We start from the raw sequence: 15669 nt of genomic DNA, 5'->3' as shown, positions 1-15669 counted from the left end.
TTCGCGGTGGCGCGACGCGCACATGTCCTCGGGTGCGGGTTTCCACCGGGCCCGGCGCGGCCGTTCCCAAGGGGCGTTCGATCACCACGGCGAGCCGACCGGTGAGCTGTTGTGCGCGGATCTGCGCATGTCGGGGACTGTGGCTGCCGGAGAGGCTATCTTGGGTCTCGCTACCGGCGGGGCCGAAGTGCCGCCGTGAAACTCGGGGAGAACATATTGCGCATCGGGAAAATCAGGATCGGCTCGCTCGGCGATTGGACGCCGACCGCGGGGTCGGTCATCTCCTGGCATCCGACCGCCGCGTCCCTGGAGAAGGCCCGCCAGGCGCCGGTCAGTTCGGTGCCGGTCAGCTACATGCAGGGCCAGCATCTGCGCAACTATCACGAGCGGACCGCCGCCGGGCTCGACTTTTCGCGGCAGATCATCGCCACCTGTGAGGTACCCGGCCAGTGCGACATTTCCGCCATGGACCACGCCGTCAACGCGTACCTGCGCCGGCATGACACGTTCCGCAGCTGGTTCGAGCCCGCCGAGAATGGCGAATTCATCAGGCACACCCTCACCGATCCCGCCGATATCGAATTCACGCCGATCGACCACGGCGCAATGACGGTTGACGAAATACGCACGCACCTCGTGGCCATTCCGAATCCGCTGGAGTGGGGCTGCTTCACCTTCGGAATCGTTCGGAACGACGATCATTTCACTTTCTTTGTCGCAATGGACCACGTCCACGGGGACGCGACGTTGATCGGCACGACCATGCTCGAGGCCAACGGAATGTACGCGGCGTTGAGCGGCGGCGGCGAACCCCTCGCGCTGCCCGAGGCCGGTAGCTTCAACGATTTCTGCGCGCGCGAGCGCCAGTACGCGGCGGGTTTGACCCTGGATTCGCCGCAGGTGCGCGCCTGGATCGACTTCGCCGAGAACAACAACGGCGGCTTTCCCGAATTTCCGCTTCCGCTGGGCGATCCTTCGGAGCCGAGCAACAGTGAGTTGCTCTCCGAATTCCTGATGGACCCGGAGCAGACGGAGCGGTTCGAATCGGCCTGCACGGGGGTCGGGGCGCGCTTCATCGGCGGCCTGTTCGCCTGCTTCGCCCTGGTAGAGCACGAATTCACCGGGGCACTCACCTACTACGGCCTGACCCCCAGGGACACCCGCCGGACCACGGACAATTTCATGACGCAGGGTTGGTTCACCGGCCTGGTCCCCATCACCGTGCCGATAGCCGCGGCCTCGTTCGCCGACGCCGCCTGGGCGGCGCAGGCCTCTTTCGATTCGGGCCTGGACCTGGCGAAGGTGCCGTATTACCGCGTCCTGGAATTGGCGCCGTGGTTGCACTGGCCGGAGCCGAACTTTCCGGTCTCGAACTTCTTGCACGGCGGAGCCGCACCGCTCAACGCCGTCCTGGCCGCGGCCGACCTGGGTTACGCGAACAATTTGGGAATCTATTCCGACGGCCGCTATTCCTACCAACTGACCATTTATGTCTTTCGGTACGGGGAGGGCACGGCGATGGCGATCATGTACCCCGACAATCCGATCGCCCAGAAATCGGTTACCCGCTACATGGAAGCGATGAGGTCCGTGTGCGCGCGGGTCGCCGACAGCGGCCATTGGGGACGCGTCGCCTAGCGCGGGGTAGTTCAATGACCCTTAGATGGCTCGAGCGGGAAATTTTGTGGTTTGAGGTGAGGCCAATATGCGACGGCTAGCCGATTTCGTGGTGCGGTGGCCCTGGGCGGTGATCGGGCTCTGGGTCGCGATTGCGGTCGCCCTGCCACTGACCCTCCCGTCCCTGGGTGAGATGGCCCAGAAGCATCCGCTCGCGATCCTGCCCTCCGATGCACCGTCGAGCGTCACCGCGCGAAAGATGACCGAGGCGTTCCACGAATCAGCCTCCGAGGACCTCCTGCTGGTGGTGCTGACCGACGACAAGGGGCTCAGCCCCGACGACGAGGCCGGATACCGCAAAGTGGTGGACGCCCTGCGCGCGGACCCGCGAGATGTCGTGATGCTGCAGGATTTCATCAGCACGCCGCCCCTGCGTTCGGTCGTGACCAGCCAGGACCATAAGGCCTGGGTGCTGCCGGTCGGCGTCGCGGGCGAGTTGGGCACCCCGCAGTCCTATGCCGCGTTCAACCGGATCGGCGACGTCGTCAAACACGCGCTGGCACAGGCTCCCGCCGGGACGCACCTCACCGCGAACCTCACCGGCCCGGCGGCCACCGTCGCCGACCTCACGGTCGCGGGCAACCGGGATCGGCTTCCGATCGAGTTGGCGATCTCCGTTCTGGTGCTGATCGTCCTGCTGGTGGTGTACCGCAGCGCGGTCACCATGCTGCTGCCGTTGATCACGATCGGCTTGTCGCTGGTGATCGCCCAGGCGCTGGTGGCGGGCTACTCGCAGCTGACCGGCTCGGGCGTGTCGAACCAGTCCATCGTGTTTCTGAGCGCGATCATGGCCGGCGCCGGAACGGACTACGCGGTCTTTCTCACCAGCCGCTATCACGACTATCTGCGGACGGGTGCGGATTTCGATCAAGCGGTCAGGCGGGCGATGATCTCGATCGGCAAGGTGATCACCGCGTCCGCCACCACCGTGGGACTCACGTTTTTGCTGATCAGCTTCGCGCGGATGGGAGTGTTCGAAACGGTCGGCGTGTCGTCGGCGATCGGGATCGGCGTGGCATTCCTCGCGGCGATGACGTTGCTGCCGGCGATTCTGGTGCTCGCCGGGCCACGCGGCTGGGTCAAGCCGCGGCGCGAGCTGACCGCCCGGTTCTGGCGGCGCTCGGGCATCCGCATCGTGCGCCGGCCGAGGGCCCACCTGGTCGCGAGCGTGTTGGTGCTGATCATCCTGGCCAGCTGCGCCGGCTTGGTGCGCTATAACTACGACGACCGCAAGGCCCTGCGGCCGTCGGCGCCGAGCTCCATCGGGTATGCCGCGCTGGATCGCCATTTCCCGGTGAATCAATCCATTCCGGAGTACATCCTCGTCCAGTCGCCGCACGATCTTCGGACGCCGCAGGCCCTCGCGGACCTGGAACAGATGGCGGACCGCGTCAGCCAACTGCCGAATATCGCCGCGATCAGCGGCATCACCCGTCCCACCGGGAACGTGCCGGAACAATTCCGGGCCACCTATCAGGCGGGCGCGATCGGCAGCTTTCTGGCGGGCGGGTCCACCCTGATCAACGAGCACACCAACGACCTCAACCGGCTGGTCGAGGGGGCCGGCACGCTGGCCGACAGCCTCAGCCAGGTCCGCGGCCAGGTCGGCCAGCTCGCCGCCGGCGTGCAGGAACTGGAAAACGCCTTTGCCGCGACAAAGAACCAGTACAGCGGCGACGCGCTGGTCAAACAGGTCGACGTCGCGGCCCAACTCGTCGACCACGTCAACTCGCTCACCAACGCCATGGGCTGGAATTTCTCGGCCGCCAAGAACATGTTCGCCTGGATAGGCCCGGTGCTGGCGGCGCTGCAGGGCAACCCCGTCTGCGACGCCGACCCGTCGTGCAGCGCAACCCGAGGGACGTTTGAGCAGCTGGTCGGGTCACGCGACCAGGCCGACCTCGACGCGATCAACGACCTGTCCCACCAACTGCAGGCGTATCCGGACAAACAGACCCTGAAGGCATCGACGGACCGGCTGCGCAACGCGGTCACGAAGCTCACCAACGTGTTGCGCTCGATGGGGGTGGATCAGCCCGGTGGCCTGCAGTCGAACCTGAACACCCTGCAAAACGGCGCGGACCGGTTCGCCGGTGGGAGCCGGCAGGTGGCCGACGCGGTGGCGCAACTCGTCGAGCAGGTCAAGAAGCTGGGCGCCGGGCTCAGTGAATCGGCGACGTTCTTGCTGTCGCTGAAACACGACGCGGCGCAACCGGCGATGGCCGGGTTCAATATCCCGTCCCAGCTGCTGCATCTCAAAGAGTTCCAGGAGGCCGCCAAGGTTTTCATCTCGCCGGACGGCCACTCGGTGCGGTATCTGGTTCAGACCAAGCTCAACCCGTTCAGCACCGAAGCCATGGATCAGGTCAACACGATCAGTGCGACCGCCCGGGGAGCTCAACCGAATACCGCCCTGGCGGACGCCAAGATTTCGATGGCGGGATACACCGTCGGCCTGAAGGACACGCGCGACTACTACCAGCACGACATCCGCTTCATCATCGCGGTGACCCTCCTGGTCGTGCTCCTGACTCTGGTCGCGCTGCTACGGGCGATCGTCGCGCCGCTCTATCTGGTTGCGTCCGTGGTCGTTTCGTATTTGTCGGCGGTGGGCATCGGCGTGGTGTTCTTTCAGTTCATGCTGGGTCAGCAATTGCACTGGAGCGTGCCCCCGCTGGCATTCGTGGTGCTGGTCTCGGTGGGCGCCGACTACAACATGCTGCTCGTCTCGCGAATGCGTGACGAGTCCCCGAACAGCGTGCGTTACGGCATAATTCGCACCCTGAGTTCGACGGGCGGTGTGATCACCGCCGCGGGTCTGATCTTCGCCGCCTCGATGTGCGGGCTGTTGTTCTCGAGCATCGGCACCGTGGTCCAAGGCGGTTTCGTGATCGGTGTGGGTATTTTGCTGGACACCTTCCTGGTCCGCACCATCACGGTTCCCGCCATCGCGGCGCTGTTCGGGCGGGCGAACTGGTGGCCGTCGCGGATGACGGTGCGGCGGGCGGCGATCGCGCGCGCAAAGCCGCAAACCGGTTAGCAGGCGCGCGTCATGTATGTGAAACTAGGGAAGCAGAGCGGTCGGGGGCAGGAATGAACAAAACACTCGCAAGAGCTACCGCACTGGTAACTGTGGGCGCCACAGTGTATTTCGGCGTCGGGGCGGCATCGGCCGACGAGACGCCCATCGGCGGACCGCCGACACCGGGGGCCCCGGGCGACCAGACCGCGTACGCCCTCGGCGGCGCTCACGTTCTCGGCATCCCCTACGACGAGTACATCCGCCAGGAAGGCGCCCAATGGTTTCCCGGCCAGCAGCGCGAAATCGTCAACTACCCGGCGGGGCAGGTTCAGGGCCACGTGCTGGGGCGGCTCTTCCCCGGAATCGGCAAGGCCGGCGACGAGATCATCCCGGGTCTGGGTCTGGACGGCCCCAGCGTCGGCGAGTCGGTCGACGCTGGAGTGGACAACCTTGTTGCCGCGATCAAAAACGGCCGCCCGGGCACGGCGATCGGCCTGTCCGAGGGCGGGTTCGTGGTCGACGGCGCCCAGGCGCGGCTGGCGACTGACCCGGCCGCTCCCCCGCCGGACACGCTGAACTTCGCCACATTCGGCGACCCGATCGGGCATCACGCCTTCGGTCAGAGTTTTCTGACCGCCGTTTTCCCGGTCGGCAGCACCGTTCCGGCGCTCGACTACACCATGCCGCCGACCTACGAGAGCCAGTACGACACCAACAGGTTCGTGGCCGCGTACGACTCGATCGCGGACTTCCCCGACCGGCCCGACAACCTGTTCGCCTTCGCCAACACGCTGATGGGTCTGGCCACCGGTCACACCGCGGTGGCCTTCACGAACCGGAGCATGGTGCCGCCGCAGAACATCCGAACCACCATCAACTCCCGGGGCGCGAAAGACACGACGATCATGGTGCCGGAGAAGCACCTTCCGCTGGTGATGCCGCTGAAATACATCGGGATCCCGGAGGACACGCTCAACAAGCTCGACGCGATCCTGATGCCCCGCGTGAACGCCGGCTATTCGCGAAACGACGACCCGTCGACCGCTCCGATTCAGGTCGACCCGGTGCACGGCTTCGATCCGGCGGAGGTCACCGCGCCGGCCAACCAGGCGACGTTCGGCGGCGGCGCCGACCCGTTCTCGCAGATCCTCGCCGGCGCCATGTCCGTGCTGTCGCACGCGGGACCGGCCGACCACTGACTCCATCCAACGGAGTCGACAACTAGTACGGACGTGAAGTAGCCCTATGTCTCAATCAACAATTCTGTCCATGTTGCACGGACGGGCCAGCCTGCGGCCCCACGACGTGGCGTTCACCTTTACCGACTACGCCGACGACTGGGCGGGCGTTCCCGAGAGCCTCACGTGGTCGCAACTATCCCGCCGAACTCTGGATGTGGCGCGCGAACTCAGCGTGCATGGGTCCGCCGGCGACAGGGCGGTCATCCTGGCGCCCCAAAGTTTCGGCTACGTGACGGCGTTCCTGGGATCCATGCAGGCCGGGCAGATCGCCGTCCCGCTCCTGTTGCCCCATCGCGGCGCCAGTCACGAACGGGTCAGCGCGGTCCTGGCCGACACGTCGCCGTCGGTGGTTCTCACCACGTCCGCGGTCGCGGAAGACGTCGCCGGATACGTCGACCAGGCACGCCTCGACGTGGTTCCGAAGATCGTGGAAATCGATGCGATCCGACCGGCCAACCTGGACGCCGACGGCGGAACAGGAGTCCCTGCAGCGGATTTGCCGAGCATCGCGTACCTGCAGTACAGCTCGGGTTCGACCCGGGCGCCCACCGGGGTCATGGTCTCGCACCGCAATCTGCAGGTGAATTTCGAGCAGCTGATGCGCAGCTTCTTCGCCGATTCCAAAGCCCCTTCTGATCTCACGATCGTTTCGTGGTTGCCCTTCTACCACGACATGGGCCTGGTGCTCGGAATCTGCGCACCGATCCTCGGCGGCTATCGCGGCGAACTGACCAGTCCGGTTTCGTTTCTGGAGAGGCCGGCCCGATGGATGCGATCACTGGCCGAGAATCCTCATGCGTGGTCGGCGGCGCCCAACTTCGCCTTCGATTTGGCCGCCCGCAAGACGACCGATGCCGACCTGGCCGGGCTCGACCTCGGCGACGTGCTGGGGATCATCAGCGGAGCCGAGCGCGTCGAGCCGGCCACTTTGCACCGCTTCGTCGATCGGTTCGCCCACTTCAATTTTCGGGACCATATGATGCGTCCCTCGTACGGTCTGGCGGAGGCGACCGTCTTCGTGACGGCCGGCACCTGGAGCGAATCCTCGGATGCGGTCCGCTTCGATGTCGGGGAGCTGTCCGCGGGCCGCGCCCGGCGGTGTGCGACCGGGACCGGCACGGCGCTGGTCAAATACAAAGTGCCGCACTCGCCGTCGCTGCGGATCGTCGATTCCGACACGAACCGGGAGTGCGATGCGGGCACGGTCGGCGAGATCTGGGTGCACGGTCCCAATGTCGCCGACGGCTACTGGGGCAAACCGCCCGCGGAGCAGCGCTGCTTCGGGGGAACGCTCGTCGACCCGTCGCCGGGCACCCCCGGCGGACCCTGGCTGAAAACCGGCGACCAGGGTTTCATCTTCGAGGGCGCGCTGTTCATCGTCGGCCGCATCAAGGATCTGCTGATCATCCACGGGCGCAATCACTATCCCGAGGACATCGAGGCGACGGTCCAGGAGATCACGCGTGGCCGGGTCGCGGCGATTGCGGTCCCGCTGAACAGCACCGAGAAGCTGGTCACGATCGTCGAGCTCAAAAAACGCGGCGACGCCGGGGACGCGACCAACTGGCTCAGCGGGGTCAAAAGCGATGTCACGTCGGCGATATCCAATGAGCACGGCCTGAACGTCGGGGACCTGGTTCTGGTGCCGCCCGGCTCGATTCCCACCACGACGAGCGGCAAGATCCGGCGCGCGGCCTGTGCCGAGCAGTACCGGCGGGACCAGTTCACCCGGTTGGACGCCTACACCGAACCCGCGTGAGAGTCGGCCGGGCTGGTGATTGGGACGCCCGGCCGCCGCGCGTGTGGGACGGGGTGAACATAATGAGTCCACTCGCACCGGCAAAGGAGCCCCCGATGAGCCCGACCAGCGCAGACCGTCCGTTTCGTGTGATCCAGTGGACGACAGGCAACATCGGGCGGCGGTCGCTGCACGCGATCATCGGCCGGCCGGACATGGAACTGGTCGGGGTGTACGCGCACGGAGCCGAAAAGGTCGGCGTGGACGCCGCCGAGCTGTCCGGGTGGCCCGAGCCGACCGGGATCACGGCCACCAATGACATCGATGCGCTGCTGGCGCTCCGGCCGGACGCGTGTTGCTACAACCCGCTGTGGCCGAACGTGGACGAACTGGTGCGGCTGCTGGAGGCCGGCGTCAACGTGTGCACCAGCGCCGCCTGGATCACCGGCGCCAAGCAGACGCCCCAGGACCGCGGGCGCATCCAGGACGCCTGCGAACGGGGCGGTTCCACGATCTTCGGCAGCGGAGCGCACCCCGGGATGACCAACATGGTCGGGATGGTGCTGTCCGCGTCGTGCGAGCGCGTCGACGAGATCCGCATCACCGAGTCGGTGGACTGCTCGACCTACGAGTCGGCGGAAACCCAAACGGCGATGGGGTTCTCGCAAGACCCCGACACCCCGGGACTGGCGGAGAACGTGCGCCGGGAAAGCGAGGTCTTCGCGGAATCGGCGGCGATGATGGCCGACGCGATCGGCGCCAAACTGGACAAGATGACGTTCGACGTCACGTTCACCGCGGCCACCGCCGACTCCGATCTGGGCTTCATGAAGATCCCCGCGGGAACGGTCGGCAGCGTCTACGGCTACCACCGCGGCTGGGAAGGCGACCGCAACGTCGTCAGCGTCGGATTCAACTGGACCATGGGCAGCCACGTCGTCCCGCCCAAACCGCTCGAGCACGGCCACGTCATCCAGGTTTTCGGCCTGCCCAACATGCGCACCGTCCTGCACTGCCTGCCGCCGAAGGATTGGACGGAGCCCGGCTTCATGGGCCTGGGAATGATCTACACCGCGATGCCGGTCACCAACGCGGTCCCGGCCGTCGTCGCTGCCAGGCCCGGGATAGTCACGCTCGCCGACCTGCCGCCGGTCACGGGCCGGCTGGCGCGCTAGCCCAGGTGTCGGCCGTCACAAATCCCGCCCCCGGGAGGAACGGTTCCGTGCACTAAGGTTTACGATGCTTAGCTGAGCAATGTATCGGCAACCGGCGTTGTCGGCGGCGGTGGCCGCGGGAGCGAGCGGAAGGCGGTCAAGGTGGTGAAGGCCCTAGCCCAGGCGCTCAGGCGAGCGTGGATCCCTGTGGTGTTGGTGGTCGTGCTCGCCGTCTCGGCCTTGGTGGTCTCGCGGCTGCACAAGATTTTTGGGTCCCAGGACCTCAACGCGAATGCGGGCAGGGGGATCGAGATCGTGCAATTCAATCCGAAGGTCGTCGTCTACGAAATCTCCGGCCCGCCGGGGTCCACCGCGAACATCAACTACTGGGACGAGAACGCCAACACCCACCAGATCAACAACGCGCCGCTGCCCTGGTCGACCACCATCTCCACCACGCTTCCGTCGGTGAGCGCCAACGTCATGGCGCAAAGCGACGGCAGCCGGATCAGCTGCAAGATCACCGTCGACGGCGTCGTCCGCGACAACCAGAATTCCGACGGCCATAACGCCCAGACCTTCTGCCTGGTGAAGTCCGCATGACCGACATCCACAAGTCCGATTCCGGCGCCAGAAGCGCCGAAGACGACGAAGCCACGGGCCCGATCACGACCAAGAAGCCCAGCATGGCGGATCGCGGCCACCGCCCTTATCTTCCCCACGCGATCCGCATCTTCGCGATACCGATCATCCTCGCCTGGGTGTTCGTGACGGTGCTCGTGAACACGATCGTTCCCAAACTCGAAGTCGTCGGCGAAGCGCATTCGGCGCCGATGGCGCCACTGGACGCTCCGTCCATGAAGGCCATGATGCGGATGGGGCACAACTTCCGCGAATTCGATTCCAACAGCACCGTCATGATCGTCCTGGAAGGCCAACAACCCCTGGGCGCCGACGCGCACCGCTACTACGACAACGTCATTCGCCAACTGCGGCAGGATTCCAAGCACATCCAGCACATCCAGGACTTCTGGGGAGACCGGCTGACCGCGGCCGGCGCCCAGAGCGCCGACGCCAAGGCCGCCTATGTGCAGATAAACCTCGCCGGTAATCAAGGCACCACGCAGGCCAACGAGTCGGTGGACGCGGTCCGCAAGGTGATCGGCGAGAACAAGGCGCCACCCGGCGTGAAGGCCTACGTCACCGGTCCCGCCGCGCTGTCCGACGACATGCACATCATCGGCAACGCCAGCCTGGCCAAGATCACGCTGTTCACGCTGGGCGCCATCGCGATCATGTTGCTGCTGGTCTACCGGTCCATCGTCACCACACTCGTGCAGCTGTTCATGACCTTCGTGGCCCTGGCGTGTGCGCGGGGGGTCGTCGCGGTTCTGGCCTATCACAACGCATTCGGGCTCACGACCTTCGCCGCCAACATCCTCACCATGCTGGCGATCGCCGCCGGGACGGACTACGGCATCTTCCTCGTCGGCCGCTATCAAGAAGCACTGGCCGCCGGCGAGGATCGAGAAAGCGCGTACTACACCACATTCAAGGGCGTCGCCCCCGTGGTCCTGGGTTCGGGCCTGACGATCGCCGGCGCGACCTATTGCCTGAGTTTTTCGCGGCTGCCGTGGTTCAACACCATGGGCGCGCCCGTGGCGATCGGCATGCTGGTGGTGGTCGCGGCCGGGCTCACGCTGGGCCCCGCGGTGGTCTTCATCGGCAGCCGCATCCACCTCTTCGAAAAGCAGGCCAAGCGTGGCCGGCTCTGGCGGCGGGTGGGCACCGCCGTAGTGCGTTGGCCCGCACCGATTTTGGCTGTCAGCGCCGCGATCGTGCTGGTTGGCATGATCGCCCTGCCGAGCTTCCACACCAGCTACAACGACCGCCATTACCTGCCGCTGTCGGCCCCGTCGAACCAGGGGCAGGAGGCCGCCAACCGGCATTTCTCCGAGGCGCGGATGAACCCCGACCTGTTGATGGTCGAGTCCGACCACGACATGCGAAACCCGGCCGACATGCTGGTGCTGGACCGGGTGGCGAAGAACGAGATGCGCACGCAGGGCATCGCCATGGTCCAGGACATCACCCGGCCGCTGGGAATCCCGATCCAGCACAGCTCGATTCCGTTCCAGAACAGCATCCAGAGCCAGACGACGATGCAGAACATGAGCTTCCTAAAGGACCGCATCGCCGACATCCTCAGGATGGCCGACGACCTGCAGACCCAGATCGACACCACCCAACGCCAGTACGAGGTGTCGCTGGACCTGGCCAACGCCGCCGACGACAGCGCAAAGACCACCCAGGTGACGTCGGAGATCACCGACAAGTTGCGTGACCACATCGCGGATTTCGACGACACCTTCCGGCCGGTACGGAGCTACTTCTACTGGGAGCGGCACTGCTACGACATCCCGTTGTGCATCGGCATACGGTCCCTCTTCGACACCTTCGACGGCTTCGATCAGCTCGCCGAGCAGTTCCACTACCTCACCGCCGATATCGCACACACCGCCAAGGCCACCCACGACCTGAATGCGCTGTTCCCCGTACTGATCTCGACCCTGAAGAACACCAGGGGCATCACGCTGACGCTCTACCAGACGTTCAAGGCGATGATCGATCAGATGGAAGCGATGAGCAACACCGCCATCGTGATGGGGCAAAGCTTCGATCAGTCCAAGAACGACGACTTCTTCTACCTGCCGCCGGAGGCCTTCGACAACCCCGATTTCCAGACGGGCCTTCGCATGTTCCTGTCGCCGGACGGTAAGTCGGCCCGGTTCTTCATCACCCATCAGGGCGATCCGATGAGTCCGGAGGGCATCGCACGAGTCGACGCCGAACGCACCGCCGCGCAGGAGGCGTTGAAACAGTCCTCGCTGTCGGATGCCCGGGTGTATCTCGGCGGAACCGCCGCGACGTTCCGGGACATGGCCGACGGCGAGAAATACGACCTGATGATCGCCGTGGTGTCGGCCCTGACGCTGATCTTCATGATCATGCTGCTGCTCACCCGCAGCGTGGTGGCCGCGCTGGTGATCGTCGGCACCGCGGCCAGTTCGATCGCCGCGTCATTCGGGCTGTCGGTGCTGATTTGGCAGGACCTGTTCGGCATCAGAATCCACTGGATCGTGATGGCGCTGTCGGTCATCATCCTGCTGGCCGTCGGGTCCGACTACAACCTGCTGCTGGTGTCGCGGTTCAAAGAAGAGATCCATCACGGGCTCAAGACGGGGATCATCCGATCGATGGCCGGCACCGGTGGGGTGGTGACCGCCGCGGGGCTGGTGTTCGCCTTCACCATGGCGTCCATGCTCGGCAGCGACCTGCGGGTGCTGGGGCAGTTCGGGTCCACGGTGTGCATCGGCCTGCTGCTCGACACGCTGATCGTGCGCACGCTGCTGATGCCGTCGATCGCCACCCTGCTCGGTCGCTGGTTCTGGTGGCCGCTCCTCGTTCACCCGCGCGGTGATTACGGCCGTCCCCGCGCCGTCACGGCACCGGCGGCGTCAGCCGCCCGGAGCTAGGTCCAGGCACACCGCAACGGCCCCCGGGCCGACGTGTAGCCCCAGCACCGGCCCCAGCGGGCTGACGATCGCCGGCTCGCACGCCGGTAGCCGCCGCGCCAGCGCCGCCGCCACCTCGTTCGCGCCCTCGGGGTTGGCCACGTGTTGCACCGCCAGGGCCGCGGGGCTCTCGCCGACGACCTCGCACACCCGGTCGATCATCGCCGCGGTCGCGGCGGTCACGGTCCGGACCCGTTGGGCGAGAACGAGTTTGCCGTCGTCGATGCGCAGCAGCGGCTTGAGCGCCAGCGCGGTGCCCAGCCACGCCTTGGCCCCGCCGATCCGCCCGCTGCGGCGCAGGTTGTCGAGCCGGTGCACCACCACGAACGCGTGGCCGCGCGACACCGCCGAAGTCGCGGCGCCCGCGACGACGGACAGGTCGCCGCCGTCGGCCGCGGCGCGCGCGGCGGCCAGCGCCACGAACCCGGTGCCCATCGCGGCCGACCGCGAGTCGATGACGCGCACGTTCGCGTCCAGGTCGGCCGCGGTGCGTTGGGCAGCGCCGTAGGTTCCGGACAGCGCCGCGGAAAGGTGCACCGCCACCACGCCGTCGCCCCCGCTGTCGGTCAGCGCCTGCTGATAGGCGTTGGCCAGTTCGGCCGGGGTGGCCGCCGCGGTGGTCGCGTGCTGCTGGTAGATGTCGTCGGGGATGTCGTCCACGCCGTCGCGCAGGTCGCGGCCGTCGAGCAGGATGTGCAACGGAACCACGCGGATGGACCACTTTTCGAGCAGCTCGGCGGGCAGGCGCGACGACGCGTCGGTGACCACCACGACGGTCACGAGCGCGGCTTCTCTTGGGGAACGCCGGCTTCGGCCAGGGCCTTGAGCATCAGCTCCGCGACCGCCTGGTGGGCTTCGAAGTTCCAATGGATGCCGTCGGGGTTGCCGCGCCCACTCATGACCTGTTCTGCGACAGCGGCTTTGAGATCCACCAGGGGGACGTCGTGTTGCTGCGCCCATTCGGTGATCGCGGCCACCGTCCCCTCGCGGCCATGGTGGGCCTTGCCGTACGTCTCGGCGATGTGCACCGACGGCAGCGAGGCCACGATCGGGATGCCGGGGCGGTTGAAATCGATTGCGCCGCGGGTCTGTTCGAGGTATTCGGCGCTCAGGTGCGGCGGCAGCGCCGGACGGGCCACCGGCGAGAGCCGGGGCTGCAGCCACGCGTAGCCGTCGCGGACCCAGCGCCGCAGCCACGGCGGCCGCACGTAGCGGATCAGCTCGCGCACCGCGGTCGGCAGCACCGACGGCAGCGAATCCATCCCGCCGGTCGCGAAGATCACCGCGCCCGCCCGGGGCAGCGCCGCCCAGGCCCGCGGGTCCTGCGTCGCCGCCCACCAGAGGTCGCGACAGGTCCAGCCGATGCGCCCGATCAGCTCCACATCCCAACCCAGTTGCGTGGCAACGATATTGGGCCAGATGCGGGGATCGTCGGCGGGCAGGCCCCCGGTCGGCCCGTAGTAGGACAGGGAATCGGCGAACACCAACAGGGTGGGCCTGGGGCGCGCGTCAGAGGACATCGTTGGCGACCTGAGCAGAAGCGTTCCACACGTCCAGGCGCCACCGGATGCTGCCGAAATCGACGTCCGAGTCACCGGCATGCCCACTCAGTTGAACCCAACTGGCGTTGCCCATGCCGCCCAGAATCGGCCAGTTGTCGACCGGCAGCTTGAGCAACGCCGCGGACAGGGCGGCGATCAGACCCCCGTGCGCAACCAGCACGACGGGTCGGTCCGGCCCGTCGGGGTCGCCCCATTCCGGCTCGCCGGCCACCAGCTCGGCGACCACCGGCACGCTTCGCGCGGCCACGTCGACGCGGCTTTCCCCGCCGTGCGGCGCCCACCTGGCGTCGTCGTGCCACGCCAGCCGCGCGCCGGGGGCCTGCGCGTCGACCTCGGTGTGTGTCAGCCCCTGCCAGTCGCCCAAATGGGTCTCGCGCAACCGGGGGTCCACCCGGACCCTCAACCCGGTCCGCTCCCCGAGCGTGACCGCGGTGTCGTAGGCGCGATGCAGGTCCGACGAAACGATCAGCAGCGGCGGCAGCTTGCCCAGCACTTCGGCGGCGGCGACCGCCTGGGCGCGACCGAGTTCGGTGAGCGCGGAGTCCAGCTGCCCCTGCATCCGGCTGCCCGCGTTGAAGTCGGTTTGGCCGTGCCGGAGCATCACCAGGCGGCGGATCCTCATCGCGCGCTCGCCGCGTCGTCTGAATCGTCCGCGTCCTCGCGCCGGTCCTCCAGGTTCACCGGCACCACCGGGCAATCGCCCCACAGCCGGTCCAGCGCATAGAAGTTGCGGTCGTCCTGGTGCTGGATGTGCACGACGATGTCGCGGTAGTCGAGCAGCGTCCAGCGCCCTTCCCGGGCGCCCTCGCGCCGCGCCGGGCGGTAGCCCGCCTTGCGCATTTTCTCCTCGACCTCGTCGACGATCGCGTTGACCTGCCGCTCGTTGGACGCCGAGGCGATGACGAAGCAGTCCGTGATCACCAGCTGGCCCGAGACGTCGATCACGAGCACGTCGTCGGCCAGCTTCGAGGCGGCCGCGGCGGCCGCCACGGTGGCCATGTCGATGGCTTCCGGGGTGGCGCTCATGTGTTGTTCCCTGCCACGAATGTCGGTGGGCGCCCGGCCCCTTCGGCCGTGCGGTACAGCCGGCGCTTCGAAACGTATTGCACGACACCGTCGGGCATCAGGTACCACAACGGGCGGCCCTCCTCGGCACGGCGGCGGCAGTCGGTCGACGAGATCGCCAGCGCCGGGACCTCGACGAGGGTCAGCGCGTCCTCGGTCAGCTCGCCCAGAACGCCGGTGACGTGTTCGCGGCGCAGCTCGTATCCGGGCCGGCTGACGCCGATGAAGCGCGCCAACCCGAACAGCTCCTCCCATCCTTGCCACGAGAGGATCGACTCGAGCGCGTCGGCGCCCGTGATGAAGTACAGCTGCGATTCGGGGTTGAGCGCGTGCAGGTCGGCCAGCGTGTCCCGGGTGTAGGTGGGCCCGGCGCGGTCGATGTCGACCCGGCTCACCGAAAACCGCGGATTGGACGCGGTGGCGATCACCGTCATCAGGTAGCGGTCCTCGGCGGCGGAGACGTGCCGGCTCTTCTGCCACGGCTGACCGCTGGGCACGAAGACCACCTGGTCAAGGTCGAACAGGTCGGCGACCTCGCTGGCGGCCACCAGGTGGCCGTAATGGATGGGATCGAACGTCCCGCCCATCACCCCGAGCCGGCGAAGCTGCTTTTGCACGGTTTGCCAGCTTACTTG

The 15669-nt window shown here is 66.8% G+C and carries 12 protein-coding genes; 7 read left to right on the top strand and 5 right to left on the bottom strand.

Translation table 11 applies throughout. From position 1 onward, the window contains the following. Window positions 1–216 precede the first annotated feature (216 nt). The 7 genes from AC5Y7V_RS15745 to AC5Y7V_RS15715 all read left to right on the top strand — a co-directional run bounded on the left by AC5Y7V_RS15745 (window position 217) and on the right by AC5Y7V_RS15715 (window position 12368). Window positions 217–1638, top strand: a complete 1422-nt coding sequence (locus AC5Y7V_RS15745) for a condensation domain-containing protein (protein ID WP_499881035.1) — start codon at window positions 217–219, stop codon at window positions 1636–1638. Between the two features lie 67 nt (window positions 1639–1705). Further along, entirely contained in the window at window positions 1706–4717 is a 3012-nt protein-coding gene (locus tag AC5Y7V_RS15740; RefSeq protein ID WP_499880953.1) for an MMPL/RND family transporter, read from the top strand. A gap of 53 nt (window positions 4718–4770) precedes the next feature. Further along, complete coding sequence (gene pe / locus AC5Y7V_RS15735) at window positions 4771–5898, top strand: acyltransferase PE (protein WP_499880952.1); 1128 nt, start codon at window positions 4771–4773, stop codon at window positions 5896–5898. A gap of 46 nt (window positions 5899–5944) precedes the next feature. After that, on the top strand, window positions 5945–7699 hold the full coding sequence (locus tag AC5Y7V_RS15730) for an AMP-binding protein (protein WP_499880951.1): 1755 nt from the start codon (window positions 5945–5947) through the stop codon (window positions 7697–7699). Between the two features lie 95 nt (window positions 7700–7794). Further along, window positions 7795–8853: an NAD(P)H-dependent amine dehydrogenase family protein gene (locus AC5Y7V_RS15725; RefSeq protein WP_499880950.1), complete on the top strand. Its 1059-nt coding sequence runs from the start codon at window positions 7795–7797 to the stop codon at window positions 8851–8853. Window positions 8854–8994: 141 nt separating this feature from the next. Beyond that, window positions 8995–9435, top strand: a complete 441-nt coding sequence (locus AC5Y7V_RS15720) for an MmpS family transport accessory protein (RefSeq protein ID WP_499880949.1) — start codon at window positions 8995–8997, stop codon at window positions 9433–9435. Beyond that, on the top strand, window positions 9432–12368 hold the full coding sequence (locus AC5Y7V_RS15715; protein ID WP_499880948.1) for an MMPL/RND family transporter: 2937 nt from the start codon (window positions 9432–9434) through the stop codon (window positions 12366–12368). Before AC5Y7V_RS15720 ends, AC5Y7V_RS15715 begins: the two co-directional genes overlap by 4 nt. Here the strand turns inward: AC5Y7V_RS15715 and AC5Y7V_RS15710 are convergent. Genes AC5Y7V_RS15710 through nadD form a run of 5 tightly spaced genes read right to left on the bottom strand, consistent with a single transcriptional unit; the run spans window position 12351 to window position 15651 of the window. Next, window positions 12351–13187, bottom strand: a complete 837-nt coding sequence (locus tag AC5Y7V_RS15710) for a DegV family protein (RefSeq protein ID WP_499880947.1) — start codon at window positions 13185–13187, stop codon at window positions 12351–12353. The two genes, AC5Y7V_RS15715 and AC5Y7V_RS15710, sit on opposite strands and share 18 nt — an antisense overlap. Beyond that, window positions 13184–13927: a diglucosylglycerate octanoyltransferase gene (gene octT / locus AC5Y7V_RS15705; protein ID WP_499880946.1), complete on the bottom strand. Its 744-nt coding sequence runs from the start codon at window positions 13925–13927 to the stop codon at window positions 13184–13186. Before octT ends, AC5Y7V_RS15710 begins: the two co-directional genes overlap by 4 nt. Continuing rightward, window positions 13917–14591 (bottom strand): glucosyl-3-phosphoglycerate phosphatase, encoded by a 675-nt coding sequence (gene gpgP, locus AC5Y7V_RS15700; protein ID WP_499880945.1) that lies wholly within the window; start codon window positions 14589–14591, stop codon window positions 13917–13919. Before gpgP ends, octT begins: the two co-directional genes overlap by 11 nt. Next, a complete protein-coding gene (gene rsfS / locus AC5Y7V_RS15695) occupies window positions 14588–14995 on the bottom strand; it encodes a ribosome silencing factor (protein WP_499880944.1) in 408 nt (135 codons plus the stop codon). The genes gpgP and rsfS overlap by 4 nt, the downstream gene beginning before the upstream one ends. Continuing rightward, a complete protein-coding gene (nadD, locus tag AC5Y7V_RS15690; RefSeq protein ID WP_499880943.1) occupies window positions 14992–15651 on the bottom strand; it encodes a nicotinate-nucleotide adenylyltransferase in 660 nt (219 codons plus the stop codon). Before nadD ends, rsfS begins: the two co-directional genes overlap by 4 nt. Window positions 15652–15669 lie beyond the last annotated feature (18 nt).

The organism is Mycobacterium sp. NGS34, from assembly GCF_059812845.1.
The sequence above is the reverse complement of the archived record's forward strand: the minus strand, read 5'-3'. Positions and strand labels throughout refer to the sequence as shown.

Coding starts and splice junctions, on each gene's coding strand:
- AC5Y7V_RS15740 (WP_499880953.1), top strand. CDS start 1,706: ATGCGACGGCTAGCCGATTTCGTGGTGCGGTGGCCCTGGGCGGTGATC.
- pe (WP_499880952.1), top strand. CDS start 4,771: ATGAACAAAACACTCGCAAGAGCTACCGCACTGGTAACTGTGGGCGCC.
- AC5Y7V_RS15730 (WP_499880951.1), top strand. CDS start 5,945: ATGTCTCAATCAACAATTCTGTCCATGTTGCACGGACGGGCCAGCCTG.
- AC5Y7V_RS15725 (WP_499880950.1), top strand. CDS start 7,795: ATGAGCCCGACCAGCGCAGACCGTCCGTTTCGTGTGATCCAGTGGACG.
- AC5Y7V_RS15715 (WP_499880948.1), top strand. CDS start 9,432: ATGACCGACATCCACAAGTCCGATTCCGGCGCCAGAAGCGCCGAAGAC.
- octT (WP_499880946.1), bottom strand. CDS start 13,927: ATGTCCTCTGACGCGCGCCCCAGGCCCACCCTGTTGGTGTTCGCCGAT.
- gpgP (WP_499880945.1), bottom strand. CDS start 14,591: ATGAGGATCCGCCGCCTGGTGATGCTCCGGCACGGCCAAACCGACTTC.
- rsfS (WP_499880944.1), bottom strand. CDS start 14,995: ATGAGCGCCACCCCGGAAGCCATCGACATGGCCACCGTGGCGGCCGCC.